Here is a 25,007-nt window from a genome sequence, read left to right as displayed (position 1 = left end):
GTTTTCCCTAGGGAAAACTGCTTTTTTTATAGAAACAATCCGGCAAGGCGCTCATAAGATTCTTTTTTCGCCTCAAAATCAAACACATTGCACAGAGCCATGATTTCATTTGTTTCATAGCGGTCTGTGAGGTCTAACAGCTGCTGTTTGACAGTGCTTGGAGAACCGACTACCATCCGCTTTCTGTTTTCTGCAATGAGTTTTTTATCGGACTCAGTGTAGGGATGCGCTTTCGCTTCCTCGATGCTCGGCACGCGGCTGTCCAAGCCTTTTCCGACGTGAAGAAGCCATAAATCCTGGCTTAATGCGAGTTCCTCTGCCTCTTCATCTGATTTTGCGCAAATGACAAAAATCGTAAAAAGGGCGGCCGGATTTGAGAAATGGGCTGAGGGCCGAAAGCTTTCTCGGTAGATGCGGAACGCATTTTCTCCTCGTTCTGGATTAATGAAATGCCCAAATACATATCCAATCCCCTGGTGCGCTGCACGTCTTGCACTGTTTTCGCCAAGACCGAGCACCCATAGCTCTGGTGCAGTATCAATCAGGGGCGCCGCTTTGATTCCGGCATACGGATGGTCGGGAGGAAGGGAATCTGTGAGAAAATAAGAGACATCCTGCAGCTGTCTGTTAAATTCGGTTAAGCTTCTTTTCACCCCGTCTGTTAGCGCAAGCCGGGTTTTTGTCGTGCCTCCGGGGGAACGGCCGACGCCGAGATCAATCCGGTTTGGGTACAGGGCCTCAAGCTGTCGAAAGGTTTCAGCCACTTTAAACGGACTGTATTGGGGCAGGAGCACGCCGCCTGATCCGACACGAATCGTGTTTGTCTGTGCTGCGATGCGGGCGATCATGATTTCAGGCGCTGTGCTTGCCAGTCCTTTCGTGCTGTGGTGCTCGGCAAACCAATAACGCTTATAGCCCCACTGTTCGCTTAATTGAGCAAGCTCAACCGAATGCTGAAGAGTTGTCACAGGGCTTTCTCCTTTAGAAACAGGTGCCTGATCAAGTATGCTTACATGAATCAAATGGCCGCTTCCTTTCTGTCTGTTTTTACAATGTGACACAAGAATAGGCAAAATGACTCGCTCACGTCAAATGGTTTGTTTAAGAAGTGCATTTTATAGCATTTGCAAATCATATATCAAATATGGAAGTTTTTTTTCGAGGTTTTTCGTCAATTATTCTTAACTTTTACGAAACTTTGATATAATAACAAACGTATATATTAGTAATTTACGGCTTATTTTCCTTGTGAGCGTAAAAATAAATGTGACTATCTTCACATTTTGATGAGTAGGAGTGAATCGTGTGGCAATTTCTTTAGAAAAAGGTCAACGAATTGATTTAACAAAAGGAAAAGCCGGTCTGTCAAAATTGATGGTCGGTCTCGGCTGGGACCCAGTGTCCTCAGGCGGAGGATTCTTCAGCAAACTGCTTGGCGGAGGCGGTCCGAATATCGACTGTGACGCTTCAGTGCTGATGTTGGAAAACGGAAAATTCACCGAAAAGAAAAATCTGATTTATTTCGGCAACCTGAAAAGCCGCTGCGGCGGTGTACAGCATACAGGCGACAACCTGACGGGTGACGGTGCGGGCGATGACGAGCAAATTATGATAGATTTAGATAAAGTGCCTGGAAACATCGATAAGCTTGTATTTGTAGTGAACATTTACGATTGTGTCAGAAGAAAACAAGATTTCGGCATGATTCAAAATGCGTTTATCCGCGTAGTGGATCAATCTAATCACGAGGAAATGCTCAAATACAATTTGAGAGACAATTATGCCGGCAGAACAAGCCTGATTACAGCAGAAATCTACCGCAGCGGCAGTGAGTGGAAGTTTGCGGCGATTGGTGAAGGCACGAACGATACGAGATTAGAAGATATTATCAGCCGATACGTATAAAAGAAAAGGAGTGGATGAAACATGACAATTTCATTGGCAAAAGGACAAAAAGTAGATTTAACAAAAACAAATCCGGGTCTTTCAAAGGTTGTTGTCGGTTTAGGCTGGGATACGAACAAGTATGACGGCGGACACGACTTTGATCTTGACTCAAGTGTGTTTCTGTTAGACGCTGCAGGCAAATGCGCGTCACCAAACGACTTTATTTTCTATAACCAACTTGAAGGCGGCAACGGTTCAGTCGTTCATTCAGGCGACAACCTGACTGGTGCTGGCGAAGGCGACGATGAGAATGTAAAAGTAAATCTCAGCGCTGTACCGGCAAACATTGATAAAATCTCATTTGTTATTACCATTCACGAAGCAGAAGCGCGCAGCCAAAACTTTGGACAAGTATCAAACGCGTTTGTCCGCATCGTAAATGAAGAAACAAATGAAGAGCTCATCCGTTACGATCTTGCAGAAGATTTCTCTATTGAAACGGCAATCATTGCAGGGGAGCTTTACAGACATAACGGCGAGTGGAAATTCTCAGCAATCGGCTCAGGCTACCAAGGCGGCCTTGCCCGCATTGCAACAGACTACGGTTTGCAAGTCGGTTAAGACAAATACGAAGAGCAGAAAGGAGAGAGGCAGTATGGCCATTCAATTATCAAAAGGACAGCGCATTGATTTAACAAAAACAAATCCGGGACTGACTAAAGCGGTGATCGGCTTAGGCTGGGATACAAACAAGTACTCCGGCGGACACGATTTTGACCTGGATGCTTCGGCCTTTTTAGTTGATGCGCATGATAACTGCGTAAATGATCTCGATTTCGTCTTCTATAATAACCTTGAACATCCGAGCGGCGGTGTCATCCATACGGGTGACAACCGCACGGGTGAGGGCGACGGAGATGATGAGCAGATTATCGTTGATTTCTCAAAAATCCCTGCTCACATTGAGAAAATCGGCATCACAGTGACCATTCACGACGCTGAAGCACGCAGCCAAAACTTTGGACAAGTTTCCAATGCATTTGTCCGCGTTGTGGATGAAGAAACGCAGAATGAGCTTCTTCGCTTCGATTTGGGAGAAGACTTCTCCATTGAAACAGCTGTTGTCGTTTGTGAGCTTTACAGACACGGCGGCGAGTGGAAATTCAATGCGATCGGCAGCGGATTTTCCGGCGGGCTGGCTGCATTGTGCCGGAATTACGGTTTGCAAGTGTAAGCGAGTGACAAATAGAGAAGTCACCGTTTCAAATTAATAGGAGGAAAAAACTTGGACTTTTTACATCATATCATGTCTACGTATGCTTCATTTTTCGATTGGAAAATGTGGGGGGAAGTTCTGACTGATCCTGTTTCCTGGGGTCTGATCGGTTCCCTTGTTGTTCTGGAAGGCCTTTTATCGGCCGATAACGCGCTTGTTCTTGCGGTCATGGTCAAACACCTGCCGGAAAAACAGCGTAAAAAAGCGTTAACGTATGGTTTGTTTGGAGCTTATATTTTCAGGTTTATTTTCATCGGGCTCGGTATGCTCCTCATTAAATTCTGGTGGATCAAGGTGCTTGGCGCGCTTTACCTGGCTTGGCTCGTCATTAAGCACTTCTGGATAGGCGAAAAAGAAGAAGAAGCGGACGGCATGAAGAAAAACTCTTGGATGGTCCGCACGTTCGGGATCTTCTGGGCGACTGTCGTTTCAGTAGAATTAATGGATCTTGCCTTCTCTGTGGACAGCATCCTGGCCGCGTTTGCGGTATCTGAAAAAGTATGGGTGCTTCTGATCGGCGGTATGCTTGGTATTTTAATGATGCGTACAGTGGCAAAAGTGTTCCTTGTGCTGATTGATAAAATTCCTGAGCTGGAAAACACAGCATTCGTGTTGATCGGCATTATCGCGCTCAAAATGGCGGGGAGCGCTTTCCATTACGAAATGCCGCACTCTGTATTCTTCATCATCATTATCGCTGCATTTGCGGTAACATTGATCATTCACTACATCAACAAACAAAAGCAGGTGCGTGAACAAACAGCCGCTTCAAAAGAAGAATAAAACAAAACAAGGAGGGAGGTTCAATGTCCTTCCTTTTTTGTTACCGAAATATCGTTCAATGACAAACCGGAAAGGAGGATATGATGAGACAAGAAGAAGTAATCATTCATAAAGCACTTCCGGCTGATGGGGATTGGAAAAGCCTGCTGTTTCAGCCATTGCCGGAGCGGGATCACTATGAAACAGCACAGGGCCTTTCGTTTTCCCGCCTTGCCGGACAGATATTAGGCACGCCTATTGATGAGACAGACTACTATAACGAGCTGTATGAGCTGTCTGTAAATGACCGCATGACTATTTTGAGTGAAACGCTTGATAAAACAATCGAACCGGAAACATTTCAAAAGCTTCAGCATATTCATTCCATCAATCAGAAAGAAAAAGGGCTGTCAGTCAGCCGCTTTGTTGCCTTTCTGGACGGGGAAAAGCTGATTGCGAAGCACTCAAACCCCTTGATGCACCGCCATTTAAGAAAAGCGCTGATGACGCTTTTACATACCTTTGCGGACAGTCATGAGAAGGGGCTGAATCATCCTGATTTTCGCAGAGTGCTGCTTGATGTCTCGAAGTTTTCTTTAAATCACCTGAATCCGTGGCTGGAAAAAACCGATATAGAGCGTGAGATGCCAAAGGTTGTTTGGTATGGAGATGCGACGAAAAGCCAGCTCTATTTCTTATATTATCTGATGCTGGTTGGCTGTGATGTTCTGCTGTTCCATCCGGCGGGTACCGATCAGCTGGCGCTTGTTGATCCAAAGCAGGAGCTCAGTTTTACGGAAAAGCTCCCGGATGTCTCGGAGCTTCAGCCGTTTCCGAAAGAAAAACCAGACCGTAAATCAACAGTGGCTTACCGCTCAACAAAAGAAATTGAACATGTGCTGAATCACGAGGAGTCCATGCTGTACAAGCCATGGCAGTTCAGAGATCACACACCGGTGTCCGTTACGCTGAAAACGACCTATGATGAACTGTTTTTAATCACGAAAGAACGCGCCTTTATTCGGCCGAATTTCAAAGCAGATAAACACTCCATTGAAATTCCGAATGTATTCGCCAAAATTATGGGCGTGTCGAAAGACAATAAGGAATATTGGAACAGGCTTCATACTCTAGCGGATTATCAGGAAACAGAAATGGTCAGAAGCTTTCCATTTACAGAAGAAATAAAGTCGAACTATCAATTTCACTACAGCCACGCACTTGATCAAGAAGGGAATATTGATCCGGACAAGCTGATGGCAAGCAATGTGTGGCAGTACAAACAGCTGCCGGCGGGCGTTCAGACCGCCATTGCCAAAACGATTTCGAGAATGTGCAGGCATCCTCGGCTTAAGGCTTTGCATCAGGAACAAGTCAAGGATGTTCAAATCTATTTGTTTAAACAAACGACAAACCTGCCTGCTAATCTGCTGAAATTAATTCAAATGTTTGACTATGCGCAAACCGTTCCGAAACTCGTTTTATATCATACGGAAATGAGCGGCGGACTCACGCGTTCGGATGCTGCCGCCCTGCTGTTCCTGAATGAAATCGGAATCGATATCATCATTTATAATCCGCCCGGACACCAAGATATTGAGCAGTTTATTGAAGAGGATCAGTATGATATCCACTGGCTGGACGACATGGTGTTCCAGCAGGACTACAAAGAGCCTTCGCTTGTGAAAAGGCTCTTCAGAAACATTACCCAAAAATAAGGAGAGAAGAAAAGCATGACAACAGAAAATCAAAATCCGCTTGTTCTCGATAAAAATGAAGAGATTTCCCAGCAAAAAGCTGACGATATCCGTCTTCAGCTCCGTCAGGAACCAGAGGTAAAGCGGCTTGCTCAACAAATTGACGTCAAAAACCAAATGGAGCTGCTTGAGTACGGCAAGGAGCCGGCCGTTGAAATTTCCAAGTTCTCTGACCGCATCTTGGGGATGATGAAAACAACAAGTGTGACAGACTCTGGCACAATGCTGACCCAGCTTGGAAAAATCATGGACCGCTTCGACAAAAATGATTTTGATGAGCCTAAGGGATTAATGGCGAAAATTTTCAAACGCGGCGGCAGCATGATTGAAAAAATCTTTAAAAAGTATCAGACACTTGGCGGAGAGATTGAAAAAATCAACGTTGAGATTTCGAAATACAAAGATGAGATGACGAAGACGAACTACACGCTCGATGAAATGTATGAAAACAATATCAAATACTATATGGAGCTTGAAAAATACGTCGTTGCCGGGCAGATGAAACTGGAAGAGATGCAGTCGATCCTTCCTTCATATGAGGAAAAAGCGGCAAGCGGAAACCAGCTGGCGCAAATGCAGCTCGATACACTGCGCAACGGCATTCAGGCGCTTGAGGAACGGGTGTATGATCTTGACATGGCACGGATGGTGGCGCTTCAAACCGCACCACAAATCCGTCTCCTGCAGCGCGGAAACGCAAAGCTGATCGGGAAAATCAACTCCGCGTTTATCATTACCATTCCGATTTTCAAAAACGGCATTATTCAGGCTGTTACGGTGAAACGGCAAAAGCTTGTGGCTGATTCTATGAGCGAGCTTGACCGCCGGACAAACGAGATGCTAAAACGAAATGCTGAAAACATCTCGAGCCAAAGTGTTGAAATTGCGAGAATGGCCGGCAGACCGAGCATAGATATTGAAACGATCGAATCGTCTTGGAACACGATTGTCAGCGGCATGCAGGAAACAAAACAAATCGAAGAAGAAAACAAACGCCTCCGCGAAGACGGCGCGAGACGAATTGCCCAGCTTCAGGATAATATTAAAAAAGCAGCATTGCAGCAATAATCAGAACCCCGCTTGTGGAACATAAGCGGGGTTTTTCATTTACATCATTTAGTTAATGACAATGTGTAAAGACAGGTGTAAACTTAAACGGTAATCATTTTGCATATCAGAGGTGTTGGCAATGGGAAAACAACAGCCTATATCCCAGCGTAAACTGCTGGGCGTCGCCGGTTTGGGGTGGCTGTTTGATGCAATGGATGTCGGAATATTATCGTTTATTATCGCCGCGCTCCATGTAGAGTGGAATCTGTCGCCCGAGGAAATGAAATGGATCGGAAGCGTCAATTCCATCGGCATGGCTGCGGGAGCGTTTTTGTTTGGTCTGCTGGCTGATCGAATCGGCCGAAAAAAAGTATTTATTATCACCCTTCTATGCTTTTCCATCGGAAGCGGCATTTCAGCTTTTGTGACGAGCTTATCGGCATTTCTAATCCTTCGTTTTGTGATCGGCATGGGACTTGGCGGAGAGCTTCCAGTCGCTTCGACACTCGTTTCGGAAGCGGTTGTGCCTGAAAAGCGGGGCAGAGTGATTGTGCTTCTGGAGAGCTTTTGGGCTGTGGGCTGGCTCGCAGCGGCCTTGATTTCTTACTTTGTGATACCAAGCTTCGGCTGGCAGGCTGCCCTGCTGTTAACCGCACTGACTGCTTTTTATGCGTTATACCTGCGGACGAGTCTGCCTGATTCACCAAAATATGAATCGCTTTCTGCCAAAAAGAAATCTGTGTGGGAGAATGTAAAAAGCGTCTGGGCAAGACAGTATATACGGCCGACCGTAATGCTGTCGATCGTTTGGTTCTGTGTGGTGTTTTCTTATTACGGCATGTTCCTATGGCTCCCGAGTGTCATGCTGCTGAAAGGCTTCAGCATGATTCAAAGCTTTGAATATGTCCTGCTGATGACGCTTGCTCAGCTACCGGGCTATTTCTCTGCCGCATGGCTGATTGAAAAAGCGGGCCGGAAGTGGATACTCATCATTTACCTGATTGGTACAGCAGGAAGCGCCTATTTCTTTGGAACGGCTGATTCTTTAGGCCTTCTGCTTACGGCTGGAATGCTGTTATCGTTTTTCAATCTCGGTGCGTGGGGCGTGCTGTATGCGTATACCCCGGAGCAATATCCGACTGCGATTCGCGCAACAGGTTCAGGAACGACAGCGGCGTTTGGAAGAATCGGCGGCATCTTCGGACCTTTGCTCGTTGGAACGCTCGCAGCCCGTCATATTTCGTTTTCGGTTATCTTTTCAATCTTTTGCATTGCCATCTTACTCGCGGTTGCTTGTATTTTGATTATGGGGAAAGAGACGAAACAAACTGAGCTGGAATAGGAAAAGCACCTCTTGAAAGAGGTGCTTTTTTTACATTTGCACCCGGGCTGCGGATTGGCGTTTCCCGGTTTTATTGATTGTCTGGTAGAGCGCCATAGAAAGTATGAACAGAATGGCAGTAAATCCTGTGACAGCTCCGAAATGCTGTGTGCTTTGATATAAAAAACCTGCAATACCTGTGCCGACAGTGGTTCCTGCATACATAGCGGCATTGGAAAGGGAAGCGATGGTTCCTCGCGCGTTTGGTGAAATGGATTGAGAGACACCCATCATTAACGGAAAGATAATGCCAGCTGTAAAGAACGTGAGAAAAAAGCTCGTTTCGACTAAAAATAAGTTAGGAAAGAAAGGAAGAGCGAAATAGAGAACGCCCATCAGCAGCATCCCGCCGATCAATGTCTTAAACATGCCCAGCTTTGCTGAAATCCGGCTGCCGATAAGGCTTCCGAGCATATTTCCCAGTCCGAGAACAAGCATAGCTGCCCCAATTTGTGACACGGTTAAATGATAATCCGCAGCAAGCCAAGTGCCTAGAAAGCTGAATGAAGCGAAGTTTCCGGTTTGAAAGAGAAAATAGGCAAGCAGAATGACCGATGTTTTCGGCAGTGAAAACAGCTCCCGATATGGGTTGATTATTGATGGGCGCGCCAATGGTTCAGAAGGGCGGATATCAGGCATAACCACCGCCAGAATCAATAGAAGAATAATCGAGCACGCTGACAAAGCGAAAAATGGCGTATGCCATGTAAAGGAAGCGAAAAACCCTCCGATCGGCAGTCCGAGCATTTGTGAAGCGGCCAATCCTGCTGTCGCAATACCCATGCTTTTTATGATCTGAGAAGGCTTAACAATAATTGGGATGGACGCCCAAATTTGAGGCGTCACAAACGCAGCGCTAACGCCTGCGGCAAAACGGAACAGGCACATGGCGGCAAAAGAGGGAGCGATGCCGCATAAAAACGTGGATACGATAAAGCCCGCAAGCCCCCACAGCATGACTGTTTTCCTGTTCAAACAGTCTGAGATTGGGCCCGCAATGAAAGCGAAGAGCGCATAACCGAGTGCATAAGCACTGACCATCCAGCCTGACAAATCAGTAGAGACATGAAACTGCTCCTGTAAAAGCGGGAGAAGCGGGGAAAGCAAAAAGGTATCTGTGCCAATGACAAACATGACACTGAAGAAAAGCCAAATACGATTCAAATTTTATCACTCCTATAGTTTTATAACTTTGAAACTATGAAACAAATATGTATAGAGAAAACCCTTTGTTAGAGGGTTTCCAAAAAGCCAGGCAGGTATGTTTGAAATGTGTCTTCACGGAGACTGACATATTTTGTCCGCGAATCTTTTCGGGTTGCCGTCAATCCCGCTTCACGCAGCGTTTTAAAATGATAAGATGCCGTGGTTTTCACAATATTGCACTTTTCACCTACTTCACCGCAGCTGAGTTCTTTTCCGCTGACATAAAGCGTACGAATAATAGCAAGCCTTGATTCATCAGACAGTGCTTTAAAAATTTGCGCTCTGATTTGATCATCTGATTGTTTCATAGTCATGGAACTATAATACATAATTGATGCTGGGAAAGCAACTTATTTTTCCAGTAAAGGAGCAGGAAGTCATAATAGGCAGGAGGAATTCAATTCCAATAAAAGCGTTTTCACCTATAGATAGGAGAAAAATCACCCGTAAAATACAATTATATAGGAGGATTACAGAGTATTTAGAAGCATAAATAAGATCATGTGGTCACATGGATGTTTATAAAGAAATGGTACAGAATAAAAGAGAATATGCTGTTTGTGTAGGAAGTTACATAAATGTTACGGTTATTAGGATTGCTTAATATGGAGGGAAAATATGAGTGTAGATGAGAAACCAATTAAGATAAAAGTCGAGAAAGTCTCCAAGATTTTTGGGAAACAAACAAAGAAGGCAGTTCAAATGCTTGCCAATGGAAAGACAAAAAAAGAGATCCTGAAAGCAACCGGTTCAACCGTTGGGGTTAATCAGGCAGATTTTGAAGTATATGATGGTGAGATATTTGTCATCATGGGTCTATCAGGGAGCGGTAAATCAACTTTAGTACGGATGTTAAACCGGCTTATTGAACCGACTGCCGGAAATATTTACATTGATGGTGACATGATAACAAATATGTCTAAAGACCAGCTCCGGGAAGTCCGCCGGAAAAAAATCAGCATGGTCTTCCAAAAATTCGCTCTGTTCCCGCACAGAACGATACTTGAAAATACAGAATACGGACTGGAGCTTCAAGGTGTAGACAAACAGGAGCGCCAGCAAAAAGCGCTTGAGTCCTTAAAGCTCGTCGGACTTGAAGGATTTGAACACCAATATCCTGACCAGCTTTCCGGCGGGATGCAGCAGCGTGTCGGCCTTGCCCGCGCGTTGACAAATGATCCGGACATTCTTCTGATGGATGAAGCGTTCAGTGCGCTCGATCCACTGATTCGTAAAGATATGCAGGATGAACTTCTTGATCTTCACGATAATGTCGGAAAAACGATTATCTTTATTACGCACGACCTGGACGAAGCATTGCGGATCGGCGACAGAATTGTTCTGATGAAGGACGGCAACATCGTTCAAATCGGCACGCCTGAAGAAATCCTGATGAATCCATCTAACGAATATGTTGAGAAATTCGTCGAGGATGTTGATTTATCTAAAGTCCTCACAGCAGGCCATATTATGAAACGCGCTGAAACAGTGCGGATTGATAAAGGGCCTCGCGTGGCATTGACATTGATGAAAAACCTTGGAATTTCTTCAATTTACGCAGTGGATAAACAAAAGAAATTGTTAGGTGTTATCTATGCGTCTGATGCGAAAAAAGCGGCTGAATCTGATTTGTCACTTCAAAATATCTTGAATACAGAATTTACGACTGTACCAGAGGATACGTATTTGACAGAGATTTTTGACGTTGTTTCTGACGCGAATATTCCAATTGCGGTTGTAGATGAGAAGCAAAGAATGAAAGGGATTGTCGTAAAAGGCGCACTGATTGGCGCGCTTGCCGGCAATAACGAGTATATCAATGCTGAAGGCACTGGCGAACAAACACAAGATCCTTCTGCACAGGAGGTGAAGTAAGATGGATAGACTGCCTAGAATACCTTTAGCAGATATCATTGACCGTTTTGTTGACTGGATTACAATGACGTTTGGCGGATTCTTCGACGGAATCGCAAACGGACTTGCCGCTTTTGTAAATGGAATTGTCAGCGGACTTGGATTTATCCCATCTATTTTGTTAACGATTATTTTCGCCGCACTTGCGTGGTGGATCAGTACAAGAGGAATTGCGTTATTTACATTGATTGGATTCCTCCTGATCGATTATTTAGGATATTGGGACCCAATGCTGCAGACATTGGCGCTTGTTTTGACATCTGTGATTATTTCGATTGTGGTCGGGGTTCCGATCGGAATTTGGGCGTCCCAGAAAGAAATGGTACGCCGTATTGTAACGCCAATTCTTGATTTAATGCAGACAATGCCTGCTTTCGTATATCTATTGCCGGCGATTTTCTTCTTTAACATTGGTGTTGTGCCGGGTGTTGTTGCATCAGTTATTTTCGCGATGCCTCCGACAATCCGCATGACCGTTCTCGGTATTAAACAAGTGCCGGCGGATCTGATTGAGGCGACTGAGGCGTTCGGTTCTACAACAGCTCAGCGTTTGTTTAAAGTTCAGCTTCCGCTTGCGACAAAAACCATCCTGGCCGGAATCAACCAAAGCATCATGCTTGCTTTATCAATGGTTGTTATCGCCGCAATGGTCGGTGCGCCGGGACTTGGTTCTGAAGTATACAGCGCCGTTACACAGCTGAAAACCGGGGTCGGAGTAGAGGCGGGTATCGCCATCGTTATCGTTGCCATTACCCTGGACCGTATTACTCAAAATATTAAAGTGAAGAAGAAAAGCAGGGGGAATGCCTGATGCTTAAAAAAATCATCGGCATTGGCGTTTCCGCCATGCTGGCGCTCTCACTTGCGGCTTGCGGTTCACAACACGATGAAAATGCAACCGCAGCAGAACAGGTGAATAAGACCATCATCGGGATTGACCCCGGTTCAGGGATTATGTCCCTGACTGACAAAGCGATGAAGGATTATGACCTGAATGACTGGACATTGATTTCAGCGTCAAGTGCCGCGATGACCGCAACACTTAAAAAGTCATACGACCGTAAGAAACCGATTATCATTACAGGATGGACACCGCACTGGATGTTCTCCAGATATAAGCTGAAATATCTCGATGATCCGAAACAATCTTATGGCAGCGCGGAGGAAATCCATACGATCACACGCAAAGGCTTCAGCAAAGAGCAGCCGAATGCCGCAAAGCTTCTGAGCCAGTTTAAATGGACGCAAGACGATATGGGCGAAGTGATGATCAAAGTGGAAGAAGGCGAGAAACCTGCCAAAGTCGCAGCTGAGTATGTGAAGAATCACAAAGATCAGATTGCGGAGTGGACAAAAGGCGTTCAAAAGGTCAAGGGGGACAAAATCAACCTTGCCTATGTGGCGTGGGACAGTGAAATTGCAAGTACAAACGTGATCGGCAAAGTCTTAGAAGACTTGGGCTATGAGGTGACGCTTACTCAGGTAGAGGCCGGTCCGATGTGGACTGCAATCGCGACGGGAAGCGCGGATGCATCCCTTTCCGCATGGCTGCCGAATACCCATAAAGCATACGCCGCCAAATATAAAGGCAAATATGACGATATTGGCACCAGTATGACGGGCGTGAAAATGGGTCTTGTTGTTCCTCAATATATGAAAAACGTTAACTCAATTGAAGATTTGAAGAAGTAACCAAAAAGCAGCCTGTAGCCAGGCTGCTTTTTTTGCGTTAAGAAGCGTTAGCGGCAGCAAGCGATTCCGCTTTCTGAAATGTTTTGAGCACGGCGTTCGCCAAAATGTGAATGCCGTTGAACATTGCATTTCTGTCAAAGGTCATGTGCGGATGATGGAGTCCTGGCTGGAGTCCGCAGCCGAGACCAAGCATTGTTGTTTTGAGGTTCGGCACTTTCACGGCGTAAAAATGGAAATCCTCGCCGCCGGTGGTGACAAGCGGATCATCAAGCTGCTCAGCCCCGATGATTTCCGTAATGGCTTCTGCCATGATCGCTTCAGCTTCTTTGTTTTGTGTCGCTGCAGGAAGGCTGTGTTCTTTTTGCAGGTCGATCTTTGCGCCGAATGCGGCGGCGGCCGCTTCACAGGCTCTTTCTGTTTCGGCAATTAACGCCTCCATGGCTTCATTGGTCTGTGCGCGCAAATCAAGGCTGAACGATGCTTTTCCCGGAATGATGTTAGAGCTTTCTCCGCCGGCTTGAAGCTTTGTCATTTTGACGGTATGCGGGATTTGCGGGTCAATATGGATGAGCCCGAGCTTATGTACAAGAAATGCCGCAATTTCAATGCTGTTTTTTCCGAGGTGCGGGCGGGCGCCGTGGGCTTCCTCTCCGATAATCGTTCCCTCAATGTGCTGGCTTGATCCGTGCAGAATAGACGGGGCGCAGCGGCCGTTTTGTGTTTCCTGAATTGGGCGGACGTGAACACCGTACAAATAGTCGGCATCATCAAGCACGCCTTCTTCTATTATTTTCAAGGCACCGCCGCCTTTTTCTTCTGCCGGCTGAAAGATAAAACGGATTGTGCCCTTCGGAAGCTCAGGTTGTTTTCTCAGCAGCATTAATGTGCCCAATGCCATTGTCATATGTGCATCGTGTCCGCAGGAATGGTTGGCGCGAAATGTGCCGTTAAGCTCCTGCCAAAGCGCGTCAATATCAGCGCGTACCGCTACAACAGGTGAGCCTGAGCCGATTTCGCCGACAACCCCGGTGCAGTCTGAAAACGTGCGCGTCCGGCATCCTAACTCCTCAAGCTTTTGTTTGAGAAATGCAGTCGTCTCATATTCCTTCCAGCTGACTTCAGGGTTTGCGTGCAGATGCTCGAAGATGTCCATAATGGTTTGTTTCATGTCTTCTGAAAGCTTTTGCATGGTAAGAAATACCTCCTTCTATCAGAATGAATTTTTACCTTCTTTACTTTATTTATATTGAAACAGGAAGATAGGCTGTATATAATATAGCACATATTGAGACTTTTCAGAATAATTAATATTTTCAAATAGAGAGGATGGATCGAAATATGAGTATGCCAGCAGCCGAAACACAGCCTAAGAAAAAACGAATGACATTTAAAATGCCTGACGCCTATGTCCTCTTATTTATCATTGCTTTCATTTGCGCAATCGCTTCATATATTGTGCCGGCAGGTGAATTTGACCGCGTGACAAAGGGGGATGTCACGACTGCTGTTCCGGGAAGCTATCATTCCATTGAACAGTCACCGGTCAGCCTGATCGGTTTTTTTACTTCCCTACAGGATGGAATGGTCGGATCAGCACCAATCATCTTTCTGATTTTATTCACAGGCGGCACCATTGCCATTTTAGAAAAAACGGGTGCCATCAATGGCCTGATTTATAATGTCATCAGCAAATTCCGCACCAAGCAATTATTATTTATTTGTATTGTCGGCGCGTTGTTCTCTATTCTCGGAACAACCGGGATTGTCGTGAATTCAGTTATCGGTTTTATCCCCATCGGCCTCATTGTGGCACGATCCTTAAAATGGGACGCCGTCGCGGGAGCCGCTGTCATTTACATCGGCTGCTACGCTGGATTTAACTCCACTATACTATCACCGTCCCCGCTCGGTTTATCACAATCAATTGCGGAGCTCCCTCTTTTTTCAGGAATCGGCCTGCGAGTTGTGATATACATTTGCTTTTTGCTGTCTTCTATTATTTATATCTATTTGTATACGAGAAAATTAAAAAAATCAAAAGATGCCAGTGTGTTAGGAACAGATTGGTTCCCTGGAGCAGGAATGGGCGAAGCCGGTAAAGAAGAAGATCAGTCAGTGTCATTTACTGTTCGCCATAAGCTGATTTTGGCCGTGGCGGGACTCTCGCTGGTCGGCTTTTTATACGGCGCTTTGAAGCTTGGCTGGTCGGATTCCCAAATGGCTGCGACATTTATTTTTATTTCTGTCCTGGCCGGTTTAATAGGCGGACTTGCGGCGAACGATATTGCCAAAACCTTCATTACGGGCTGTCAAAGCCTTGTATACGGGGCGCTGATTGTCGGGATGGCACGAAGCATTTCCGTCATCCTTGAAAATGGAAAGTTACTCGATACAGTCGTCAATGCTTTGGCTTCACTGTTGGACGGTTTCAGTCCGATTGCCGGGGCAATCGGCATGTATATCGCCAGTGCGCTGCTTCATTTTCTCATCTCCTCAGGATCTGGCGAAGCCGTTGTATTTATTCCAATCCTGGCGCCGCTCGCTGATTTGATGGGAATCACGAGACAGGTTGCGGTGGAGGCGGTTATGCTTGGAGAAGGGGTCGTCAACTGTGTCAATCCAACATCCGGTGTTCTCATGGCGGTACTTGCTGCCAGCGGCATTCCGTACGTCAAGTGGCTGCGGTTTATGGTGCCGCTTGCTCTGATTTGGTTCTTGATCGGGCTTGTTTTTATTGTGATCGGCGTCATGATCAATTGGGGGCCGTTTTAACAATTGCTGCCCGCCGGCTTGTACGGCGGGCTTTTGAGTTATTCATTGCAGAAGCGCAGGCTGTTATTGTAACATGTAAGCCATAGCCATTCGTAAAAGTGCGGGAGGAAGGTCATGAATAATCTGCGTAATAGACTTTCAGGCGTGAATGGGGAAAATAAGAGAGTAAAAGAAAAAGAACAAAAAATCTGGTCGGAGATTGGGATGATAGCGGGATCGTTTGCGCTCCTTGATGTGATCATCCGCGGCATTATGTTTGAATTTCCGTTTAAAGAATGGGCTGCAAGCCTTGTGTTTTTGTTCCTCATCATCTTATATTACTGCATCAGGGCAGGAGCGTCAGGAATGCTCATGCCGAGAATAGACACCGAAGAAGAACTGCGAAAACGGGTAAAGCAGCAGCGAATAGATTCAATTGCGGTCGCCTTTGCGGTAGTGGTGCTTACGATGTACGACAGGGGGATTCCCCATACATTCTTCGCTTGGCTGAAAATGATCCTTCTTTTTATCGTCTGTAGCGGCGTTCTGTTTTTGCTTCGATATGTGATTGTGAAGCTGGCTTACAGAAGAGCGGTAAAAGAAGAAGCAGAGAAGAAATCATCTTAATGGTGGTTTCTTTTTTTGTTTATAAGAGAAATGTCTTTTTATTTGATAGGAATATAGATTTGAATTCACTCTGCCGCGTTGCTTTGATAGAGAGTGTGTGATAAGTTCAAATGTAAGCGTTAACATAATTCTCCAGTCTTCACAACAGTTGAAAGGAGGAAGCTGAAGAAAGAGTAAGAGGAATTTTTGACTCCGCAGTCAGTCTTCAAAAATCAAATAAGGAGTGTCAAAAATGTTTAAAAAACGATTCAAAACCTCTTTACTGCCGTTATTCGCTGGATTTTTGTTGCTGTTTCATATGGTTTTGGCAGGACCGGCGGCTGCAAATGCTGGAACACAGAACACATCAAATGAACTGGCAGCGCCATCGATTGAAAGTGGGACCATTCTTCATGCTTGGAATTGGTCATTCAATACGTTAAAACACAATATGAAGGACATTCATGATGCAGGATATACAGCCATTCAGACGTCTCCGATTAACCAAGTAAAGGAAGGGAACCAAGGAAATAAAAGCATGTCGAACTGGTACTGGCTCTATCAGCCGACATCGTACCAAATTGGCAACCACTACTTAGGCACTGAACAAGAATTTAAAGAAATGTGTGCAGCTGCTGAAGAATATGGCGTAAAAGTCATAGTTGACGCGGTCATCAATCATACCACCAGTGACTATGGCGCGATTTCTAATGAGATTAAGAGTATTCCAAACTGGACACACGGAAACACACAAATTAAAAATTGGTCGGACCGATGGGACATCACTCAAAATGCATTGCTAGGGCTGTATGATTGGAATACACAGAACACTGAGGTGCAAACCTATCTGAAACGTTTCTTAGAAAGAGCATTGGATGACGGAGCAGACGGGTTCCGCTATGATGCCGCCAAGCATATAGAGCTTCCGGATGATGGGAATTACGGCAGCCAATTTTGGCCGAATATCACAAATACATCGGCGGAGTTCCAATACGGAGAAATCCTGCAGGATAGTGCTTCCAGGGATACTGCTTATGCGAATTATATGAATGTGACAGCTTCTAACTATGGGCATTCCATCAGATCCGCTTTAAAGAACCGTAATCTGAGTGTGTCGAATATCTCCCATTATGCATCTGACGTGTCTGCGGACAAGTTAGTCACATGGGTGGAATCACATGATACGTATGCCAATGATGATGAAGAGTCCACATGGATGAGTGATGACGATATCCGTTTAGGCTGGGCAGTGATTGGTTCGCGCTCAGGAAGCACGCCTCTTTTCTTTTCCAGGCCTGAGGGCGGAGGAAATGGTGTAAGATTTCCAGGGAAAAGTCAAATAGGAGATCGCGGGAGCGCCTTATTTAAAGATCAGGCGATCACTGCGGTCAATCAATTTCACAATGAAATGGCCGGGCAGCCTGAGGAACTCTCAAATCCGAATGGGAACAATCAAATATTTATGAATCAGCGCGGCTCAAAAGGTGTTGTGCTGGCAAATGCAGGTTCCTCTTCTGTCAGCATAAATGCTTCAACGAAATTACCTGATGGCAGCTATGATAATAAAGCCGGGACCGGTTCATTTCAAGTCAGGGACGGTAAACTGACAGGCACGATCAATGCAAGATCTGTGGCTGTGCTTTATCCTGACGATATTGCAAATGCGCCTCAAGTTTTCCTTGAGAATTACAAAGCAGGCATAACACATTCTTTCAATGATCAACTGACGATTACCCTGCGTGCAGATGCGAACACAACAAAAGCTGTTTATCAAATCAATAATGGACAAGAGACAGCGTTTAAAGATGGAGATCAATTCACAATCGGAAAAGAAGATCCATTTGGCAAAACATACACCATCATGTTAAAAGGAACGAACAGTGATGGTGTAACGAGGACCGAGGAGTACAGTTTTGTTAAAAGAGATCCAGCTTCGGCCAAAACCATCGGCTATCAAAATCCGAATCATTGGAGTCAGGTAAATGCTTATATCTATAAACAGGATGGGGGCGGGGCAATTGAATTGACCGGATCTTGGCCTGGAAAACCAATGACTAAAAATGCAGACGGAATTTACACGCTGACGCTGCCTGCGGATACGGATACAACCAACGCCAAAGTGATTTTTAATAATGGCAGCGCCCAAGTGCCTGGCCAGAATCAGCCTGGCTTTGATTACGTGCAAAATGGTTTATATAATGACGCGGGCTTAAGCGGTTCTCTTCCTTATTGAGTACAAGGCTGACGGGTTATAGTGAAAGAAACCATCATAGATGGTTTCTTTTTTGTTCATAAATCAGACAAAACTTTTCTCTTGCAAAAGTTTGTGAAGTATTGCACAATATAAATGTGAAATACTTCACAAACAAAAAGACATCAAAGAGAAACATACCCTGGAAGGATGATTAATGATGAACAAACATGTAAATAAAGTAGCTTTAATCGGAGCGGGTTTTGTTGGAAGCAGTTATGCATTTGCGTTAATTAACCAAGGGATCACAGATGAGCTTGTGGTCATTGATCTAAATAAAGAAAAAGCAATGGGCGATGTAATGGATTTAAACCACGGAAAGGCGTTTGCGCCGCAACCGGTCAAAACATCTTTCGGAACATATGAAGACTGCAAGGATGCTGATATTGTCTGCATTTGCGCCGGAGCAAACCAAAAACCTGGCGAGACACGCCTTGAATTAGTAGAAAAGAACTTAAAGATTTTCAAAGGCATTGTCGGTGAAGTCATGGCGAGCGGATTTGACGGCATTTTCTTAATCGCGACAAATCCGGTTGATATCCTGACTTACGCGACATGGAAATTCAGCGGCCTGCCAAAAGAGCGGGTGATCGGAAGCGGCACAACACTAGATTCTGCGAGATTCCGTTACATGCTGAGCGAATACTTTGGCGCAGCGCCTCAAAACGTGCACGCGCATATTATCGGAGAGCACGGCGACACAGAGCTTCCTGTCTGGAGCCATGCGAATATCGGCGGTGTGCCGGTTAGTGAACTCGTTGAGAAAAACGATGCGTACAAACAAGAGGAGCTGGACCAAATTGTAGATGACGTGAAAAACGCAGCTTACCATATCATTGAGAAAAAAGGCGCGACTTATTATGGCGTTGCGATGAGTCTTGCCCGCATTACAAAAGCGATTCTTCATAATGAAAACAGCATATTAACTGTCAGCACATATGTGGACGGGCAATACGGTGCAGATGACGTGTACATCGGTGTTCCAGCTGTCGTGAACCGCGGAGGGATCGCTGGTATCACTGAGCTGAACTTGAATGAGAAAGAAAAAGAACAGTTCCTTCACAGCGCCGGCGTCCTTAAAAACATTTTAAAGCCTCATTTTGCAGAACAAAAAGTCAACTAACCGCAACTTTAGAGTAAAGGGCTGATTGTCAATGTGGGAGCAGTTGTATGATCCGTTTGGAAACGAGTATGTGAGCGCACTTGTGGCGCTCACTCCGATTCTCTTTTTTCTCTTGGCTTTAACTGTTTTGAAAATGAAAGGCATACTTGCGGCGTTTCTTACTCTAGCCGTCAGTTTCTTCGTCTCCGTTTTGGCATTTCACATGCCAGTTGAAAAAGCGATTTCTTCTGTTTTGCTAGGAATCGGGAGCGGGCTGTGGCCCATTGGCTACATTGTCCTGATGGCGGTGTGGCTGTATAAAATCGCAGTGAAAACCGGGAAATTTACTATTATTCGGTCCAGCATTGCCGGCATTTCGCCTGACCAACGATTACAACTATTATTAATTGGTTTTTGTTTTAACGCGTTTTTGGAAGGCGCGGCCGGTTTTGGTGTTCCGATTGCGATCAGCGCGGCGCTGCTCGTCGAACTTGGTTTTAAACCGTTAAAAGCAGCAGCGCTCTGCTTGATCGCAAACGCAGCTTCCGGAGCCTTTGGGGCAATCGGGATTCCTGTCATCACAGGGGCGCAGATTGGTGATTTGTCTGCTCTTGAGCTGTCACGGACATTGATGTGGACACTGCCGATGATCTCATTTTTCATACCGTTTCTGCTTGTATTCCTATTAGATCGAATGAAAGGAATCAAACAGACATGGCCTGCCCTTCTGGTTGTGAGCGGTGGGTATACAGGGATTCAGACACTGACAATGGCGGTGCTCGGGCCGGAATTAGCCAACATATTGGCGGCCTTGATCAGCATGGGCGGGCTTGCCCTCTTCCTCCGCAAATGGCAGCCGAAAGAGATTTACCGGGAGGAAGGAGCCGGCGATGCTGGTGAGCAAAAGACATACCGTGCCGCTGACATTGCGAAAGCGTGGTCACCTTTCTACATTTTAACTGCGGCGATCACCATCTGGAGCCTTCCCGCCTTCAAAGCTCTTTTCCAAGAAGGCGGACTGTTATATCAAACAATGCTCCTGTTCAAAATGCCTTTTCTGCACCAGCAAATTATGAAAATGCCGCCGATTGCGCCATCCGCCATGCCGTTAGATGCAGTCTTGAAAGTTGATTTGCTGTCAGCGACTGGTACAGCGATTTTAGCCGCAGTCATCGTGACAGGACTGTTCAGCAAAAACTTCTCCTCTCGAGATGCCTTTGCTTCCTTGAAGGAGACAGGAAAAGAGCTGTGGGTGCCGATTATCACGATCTGCTTCGTGATGGGGTTTGCCAATCTGGCCAACTTCGCAGGGCTCAGCTCTTCAATTGGGTTAGCACTGGCGAAAACGGGAGACCTATTCCCGTTTGTCAGTCCCGTTCTCGGCTGGATCGGCGTGTTCATTACAGGTTCTGTTGTCAGCAATAACGCTTTGTTCGGACATTTGCAGGTTGTGACCGGAGCGCAGATCGGTGCGGGTTCTGACTTGCTGTTGGCCGCAAATACTGCGGGCGGGGTCATGGCGAAACTTGTTTCTCCTCAATCTATCGCCATCGCTGCCGCAGCGGTCGGCCAAACAGGCAAGGAATCTAAACTGTTTAAACGGACAGTGGCGTACAGCCTGGTTCTGTTATTGGGCATATGTATATGGACGTTTATTCTTGCAAGATTAGGAGTGTAATAGAAAAAAGCAGTACATGCCCAGCATGTACTGCTTTTTTATGTTAATTTGCTTTCTTTGTTATTTCGGCTGTTGTCTTCACTCTGGCTTTTCCCATAAACAAAATGGTAATCGCCGCGAGGACAATTGGAATCAAAGCGAGCAAAAAGACATACGTGATACTTGATGACATCGCGTCAATAATGCGATTCAGAATCGCGTCAGGAATTTGGGAACGTGTTCCCGCTTGGAAAATTTCCTGCGGGTCGCCGATATTTTGCGCCGCGCCTGATCCCGCTGAACCTTTCATGCCGCTGAAGGCGTCACTAAGCTTGTTTGAAAATACGTTTGTTTGCACCGTTCCGAAAATGGTGACGCCCAGGGTCATGCCGAATGATCGCAAAAACGAATTTGTAGAGTTTGCCGTTCCCCGAAAGCGAGGTTCGAGGTCATTCATCGATGCCGCCGGCAGCAGTGAGAAGTTAAAGCCTACGCCAAAGCCTGAAATCATCATAAAGACTGTGAGCCATACCCGTGCTGTGTCAGGCGTCATATTGGAAAGAAGCAGCATGCCGATAAAGAAAGCTATAACAGATATCAGCATCAAATTGCGGAAGCTTGCCTTTGTTTGGAAGATTCCGCCGATCATGCTGCCGATGACTGATCCAATCATCATCGGCGTCAAAATGAAGCCCGCGCTTGTCGCTGAGCTGCCGTAGACCGCCTGAACGAAAATCGGAATAAATACCGCTAAAATAATGAATGTTCCGCCATATAGGAAAGCAAGAATCTGTGCTGTGGCAAACAATCTGTTTTTAAACATCCAGAACGAAATGATCGGCTCTTCCGCTTTTCTCTCCACAATAAAAAAGGCGATGAAGAAAACAGCGAATACAATAAACAACCCAATGATCTGAATGGAATTCCAATCGTATGTTTTGCCGCCAAGCTCAAGGGCGAACATCAGGCATACAATGGATACGACTAAGGTAATCGCGCCGCCCCAGTCAATTTTCTGCTTTCTGGGCTCCAGAGATTCTTTGTAATAGCGAATAATGAAAAACAATGACAATGCGCCGATCGGTACATTGATGTAAAACACCCAGTGCCAGCTGATCGAATCTGTAATGATTGCGCCTAAAAGCGGACCAAGAACACTGGATAATCCGAATACGGCGCCGAACATGCCGGACATTTTTCCGCGTTTTTCCGGCGGAAACAAATCAAAGATAATCGTAAAGGCAATCGGCAGGAGCGCGCCGCCCCCGATTCCTTGAATGGCCCGGTAGATGATCAGCTGATTCATCGTCTGGGCAATTCCGCATAAAGCCGAACCGATTAAGAAAAAAATGAGTCCAAACAGGAAAAAACGTTTTCGGCCGTACATATCGGAAAGCTTGCCGTAAATCGGCATGCCAGCCATAACCGCCACCATATAGGATGCCGTCACCCAGGCAAATTTATCGAAGCTTCCAAGATCGGCTACGATGTTGCCCATCGCGGTGGCAACAATCGTATTGTCCATCGCTGACATCAAGATGCCCAGCAGGAGACCGAGAACAACAAATTTGGTGGAAGCCTGTTTTGCTGTTGTTGTGTCCATTTGTTCTACCTCCTCTTACTTTTCTATGTAAGTTCTGATATCATGATAATAGTTTGATCATTGAATATCTCGATTATCAAGATAAACTCGATTTTATAGGGAGGACTGTCAGTTGTCAACAAGAAATTCCAGAAGTGAGTTGGAAAAGACTGCCGTTCAGCTTTTTCGGAAACTGGGCACAAGAACGGTTCTGTTTCATCAGGCAGCCGCTCAAGCCCTCGGTCTGTTTCCCACCGATTTGAAATCAGCTGACATCTTAAATGAAGCAGGACCGATGACGGCCGGAGAACTGGGCAAAAAAACCGGACTTAGCACGGGTTCCGTCACGGCGCTTGTTGACCGGCTGGAAAAAGCGGGGTATGTGGCTCGTGAAAAGGACCCGAACGATCGCAGGAGAGTCGTAATCGTCCCTTTGACTGCTTCGAAAAAACATATAAAGGATTTGTTCCGTCCTCTGTCTGAGTCGACGATGGATTTGTGCTGCGAATATACGGAAGAGGAACTGGAACTCATTTTCAGTTTTGTAGGCAAAGCCGCTGATATCATGGAGAAAGAGCTTCAACGTTTGAAACAGTAAGTGAAATTGTGCATAGCTTGGCCCGTTCCCGAATAAATTGTACAAGTTACGTAAGAGAAGGGAGTACGGGCCGGTGAACATTTTTTTGAGCTATATTGTGCTGGGACTGTCCTTGTCTGCGCCTGTGGGGCCAGTGAATGCGGCGCAAATAGACAAAGGAATTAAAAACGGTTTTTGGCATGCATGGATATTTGGTTTAGGCGCCATGACAGCGGATGGGCTGTACATGCTTTTTATCTATTTCGGGCTGTCACAGTTTTTGACCGCTCCATTTGTGAAAACGTTTTTGTGGCTCTTCGGCTTTTTTGTGCTGACCTATACTGGAATTGAAACGCTGAAAAACGTCAGAGAGCCGATGGATGTGCGAGGCTCGCGGGGAAAGCCGTCATTCCGGAAAACGTTCGCTTCAGGTTTTCTCATTTCACTCTCGAATCCATTGAGCATCCTTTTTTGGCTTGGAATTTACGGAAGCATTCTTGCGAAAACAGCAGAGGCCTACAATATGAATCAGCTTCTGATCTATAGCTCGGGCATCATGATCGGCATTTTAATCTGGGATTTCTGCATGGCGATTACAGCCAGTACATTCAGAAACCTGCTTCATGAAAAGCTATTGAGAGGATTGACCGGAATGGCCGGTGTATCACTCCTCGTGTTTGGTTTTTACTTTGGTTATCAGGGCATTAAACAGTTATTGGGCTGATTCATAAAGGACAGTCACCTGCCGCTTCCAGTTTTAATATAGTATCCAGATGATACTGGAGGTGGATCAATGGTGAGTGGGATTTACACCAAAAGTTTTCTGGAACGTATTCAAGAAGAGCTTCCTGAATGGCAAAGAATCGCTTTTGAGCTGCTGGCAGAAACTCTGGCGGACGATGCGGATACGTTTCCGTGCATTCCCGGACGCCAGGCGTTTCTGACTGATCAGCTTCGCATTGCTTTTGCCGGAGATCCGCGGGAAAACCGTACAGCGGAGGAACTGGCTCCGTTGCTTGCGGAGTACGGAAAGATATCGCGGGACACTGGAAAATACGCATCCCTCGTTGTGTTGTTTGATACACCGGAAGATTTGGCGGAGCATTATTCGGTTGAAGCGTATGAAGAGCTGTTTTGGCGCTTTTTAAATAGACTGAGTGAACAAGACGAAAAAGAATGGCCGGAAGACATTCCGGCCGATCCCGAGCATTATAAATGGGAGTTTTGTTTTGACGGCGAACCGTACTTTATTCTTTGCGCTACACCGGGGCACGAGGCGAGAAAAAGCCGAAGCTTTCCTTTTTTTATGATCACCTTTCAGCCGAGATGGGTGTTTGAAGAGTTAAATGGCTCAACGGCTTTTGGCCGCAACATGAGCAGACTGATCCGCTCCCGTTTAGAGGCCTATGATGAAGCTCCGATTCACCCGCAATTAGGCTGGTATGGAGAAAAGGATAATCGTGAATGGAAGCAGTATTTCCTCCGTGATGACGAAAAACAGGTATCGAAGTGCCCATTTTCTTATTTAAAGAACATGTTCAACAAACTGAAATAAA

General features: G+C 45.8%; 23 protein-coding genes. 18 read left to right on the top strand and 5 right to left on the bottom strand.

Going from position 1 to position 25,007, the window contains the following annotated elements:
• Positions 1-26: 26 nt before the first annotated feature.
• A complete protein-coding gene (locus tag NZD81_RS18280) occupies positions 27-1,022 on the bottom strand; it encodes an LLM class flavin-dependent oxidoreductase (RefSeq protein ID WP_014662675.1) in 996 nt (331 codons plus the stop codon).
• A 283-nt stretch (positions 1,023-1,305) separates the two neighbouring features.
• On the opposite strand from NZD81_RS18280, the gene NZD81_RS18275 reads away from it, so the two are divergent.
• The 7 genes from NZD81_RS18275 (at position 1,306) to niaP (ending at position 8,074) form a co-directional block, all read left to right on the top strand.
• Complete coding sequence (locus NZD81_RS18275; RefSeq protein ID WP_014662676.1) at positions 1,306-1,905, top strand: TerD family protein; 600 nt, start codon at positions 1,306-1,308, stop codon at positions 1,903-1,905.
• Between the two features lie 21 nt (positions 1,906-1,926).
• Positions 1,927-2,508: a TerD family protein gene (locus NZD81_RS18270; RefSeq protein ID WP_014475718.1), complete on the top strand. Its 582-nt coding sequence runs from the start codon at positions 1,927-1,929 to the stop codon at positions 2,506-2,508.
• A 34-nt stretch (positions 2,509-2,542) separates the two neighbouring features.
• Positions 2,543-3,121: a TerD family protein gene (locus NZD81_RS18265; protein ID WP_003241242.1), complete on the top strand. Its 579-nt coding sequence runs from the start codon at positions 2,543-2,545 to the stop codon at positions 3,119-3,121.
• A 51-nt stretch (positions 3,122-3,172) separates the two neighbouring features.
• Positions 3,173-3,946: a TerC family protein gene (locus NZD81_RS18260; RefSeq protein WP_014662678.1), complete on the top strand. Its 774-nt coding sequence runs from the start codon at positions 3,173-3,175 to the stop codon at positions 3,944-3,946.
• Positions 3,947-4,029: 83 nt separating this feature from the next.
• Entirely contained in the window at positions 4,030-5,643 is a 1,614-nt protein-coding gene (locus NZD81_RS18255) for a YceG family protein (RefSeq protein ID WP_014662679.1), read from the top strand.
• Positions 5,644-5,658: 15 nt separating this feature from the next.
• Positions 5,659-6,750 (top strand): toxic anion resistance protein, encoded by a 1,092-nt coding sequence (locus NZD81_RS18250; protein WP_014662680.1) that lies wholly within the window; start codon positions 5,659-5,661, stop codon positions 6,748-6,750.
• A gap of 121 nt (positions 6,751-6,871) precedes the next feature.
• Entirely contained in the window at positions 6,872-8,074 is a 1,203-nt protein-coding gene (niaP, locus tag NZD81_RS18245; RefSeq protein WP_069148909.1) for a niacin permease NiaP, read from the top strand.
• Between the two features lie 30 nt (positions 8,075-8,104).
• Here niaP and NZD81_RS18240 read toward each other — a convergent pair whose 3' ends face one another.
• Positions 8,105-9,277 (bottom strand): MFS transporter, encoded by a 1,173-nt coding sequence (locus NZD81_RS18240; protein WP_282373942.1) that lies wholly within the window; start codon positions 9,275-9,277, stop codon positions 8,105-8,107.
• 68 nt (positions 9,278-9,345) lie between these two features.
• On the bottom strand, positions 9,346-9,648 hold the full coding sequence (locus tag NZD81_RS18235; protein WP_282373943.1) for an ArsR/SmtB family transcription factor: 303 nt from the start codon (positions 9,646-9,648) through the stop codon (positions 9,346-9,348).
• A gap of 289 nt (positions 9,649-9,937) precedes the next feature.
• Here NZD81_RS18235 and opuAA point away from each other — a divergent pair, with 289 nt between their 5' ends.
• From opuAA to opuAC, 3 genes are read left to right on the top strand one after another with little or no spacing between them, the layout of a single operon-like run.
• On the top strand, positions 9,938-11,194 hold the full coding sequence (gene opuAA / locus NZD81_RS18230) for a glycine/proline betaine ABC transporter ATP-binding protein OpuAA (RefSeq protein WP_014662684.1): 1,257 nt from the start codon (positions 9,938-9,940) through the stop codon (positions 11,192-11,194).
• A 1-nt stretch (position 11,195) separates the two neighbouring features.
• A complete protein-coding gene (opuAB, locus tag NZD81_RS18225) occupies positions 11,196-12,044 on the top strand; it encodes a glycine/proline betaine ABC transporter permease subunit OpuAB (RefSeq protein WP_014662685.1) in 849 nt (282 codons plus the stop codon).
• The gene (opuAC, locus tag NZD81_RS18220; RefSeq protein ID WP_069839796.1) at positions 12,044-12,925 is read left to right on the top strand and encodes a glycine/proline betaine ABC transporter substrate-binding protein OpuAC; all 882 of its coding nucleotides are present in this window, start codon (positions 12,044-12,046) and stop codon (positions 12,923-12,925) included. Before opuAB ends, opuAC begins: the two co-directional genes overlap by 1 nt.
• A 37-nt stretch (positions 12,926-12,962) precedes the next feature.
• On the opposite strand, the gene NZD81_RS18215 is transcribed toward opuAC, so the two are convergent.
• Entirely contained in the window at positions 12,963-14,114 is a 1,152-nt protein-coding gene (locus NZD81_RS18215) for a M20 peptidase aminoacylase family protein (RefSeq protein ID WP_282373944.1), read from the bottom strand.
• Positions 14,115-14,263: 149 nt separating this feature from the next.
• On the opposite strand from NZD81_RS18215, the gene NZD81_RS18210 reads away from it, so the two are divergent.
• From NZD81_RS18210 to NZD81_RS18190, 5 genes are all read left to right on the top strand, one after another.
• Entirely contained in the window at positions 14,264-15,697 is a 1,434-nt protein-coding gene (locus NZD81_RS18210; protein WP_069148912.1) for a YfcC family protein, read from the top strand.
• A gap of 114 nt (positions 15,698-15,811) precedes the next feature.
• Positions 15,812-16,303, top strand: coding sequence for a DUF6773 family protein (locus tag NZD81_RS18205; protein WP_014662689.1), 492 nt, complete (start codon positions 15,812-15,814; stop codon positions 16,301-16,303).
• 232 nt (positions 16,304-16,535) lie between these two features.
• Complete coding sequence (gene amyE / locus NZD81_RS18200) at positions 16,536-18,515, top strand: alpha-amylase (RefSeq protein WP_014662690.1); 1,980 nt, start codon at positions 16,536-16,538, stop codon at positions 18,513-18,515.
• A gap of 175 nt (positions 18,516-18,690) precedes the next feature.
• Complete coding sequence (locus NZD81_RS18195; RefSeq protein WP_014662692.1) at positions 18,691-19,656, top strand: L-lactate dehydrogenase; 966 nt, start codon at positions 18,691-18,693, stop codon at positions 19,654-19,656.
• 31 nt (positions 19,657-19,687) lie between these two features.
• Entirely contained in the window at positions 19,688-21,313 is a 1,626-nt protein-coding gene (locus NZD81_RS18190) for an L-lactate permease (RefSeq protein WP_172640146.1), read from the top strand.
• A gap of 43 nt (positions 21,314-21,356) precedes the next feature.
• Here the strand turns inward: NZD81_RS18190 and bmr3 are convergent, their stop codons facing one another.
• Positions 21,357-22,895, bottom strand: a complete 1,539-nt coding sequence (bmr3, locus tag NZD81_RS18185) for a multidrug efflux MFS transporter Bmr3 (protein ID WP_014662694.1) — start codon at positions 22,893-22,895, stop codon at positions 21,357-21,359.
• Between the two features lie 112 nt (positions 22,896-23,007).
• On the opposite strand from bmr3, the gene NZD81_RS18180 reads away from it, so the two are divergent.
• The 3 genes from NZD81_RS18180 (at position 23,008) to NZD81_RS18170 (ending at position 25,006) form a co-directional block, all read left to right on the top strand.
• Positions 23,008-23,472, top strand: coding sequence for a MarR family transcriptional regulator (locus NZD81_RS18180; RefSeq protein ID WP_014662695.1), 465 nt, complete (start codon positions 23,008-23,010; stop codon positions 23,470-23,472).
• Between the two features lie 73 nt (positions 23,473-23,545).
• Positions 23,546-24,175, top strand: coding sequence for a LysE family translocator (locus NZD81_RS18175; RefSeq protein WP_040084241.1), 630 nt, complete (start codon positions 23,546-23,548; stop codon positions 24,173-24,175).
• 69 nt (positions 24,176-24,244) lie between these two features.
• Positions 24,245-25,006, top strand: coding sequence for a YqcI/YcgG family protein (locus NZD81_RS18170; protein ID WP_014662697.1), 762 nt, complete (start codon positions 24,245-24,247; stop codon positions 25,004-25,006).
• Position 25,007 lies beyond the last annotated feature (1 nt).

This window comes from Bacillus sp. B.PNR1 (genome assembly GCF_030386235.1).
GTDB lineage: Bacteria > Bacillota > Bacilli > Bacillales > Bacillaceae > Bacillus > Bacillus stercoris.
Note: the sequence above shows the minus strand (reverse complement) of the source record. Positions and strands in the feature narration are given on the sequence as shown.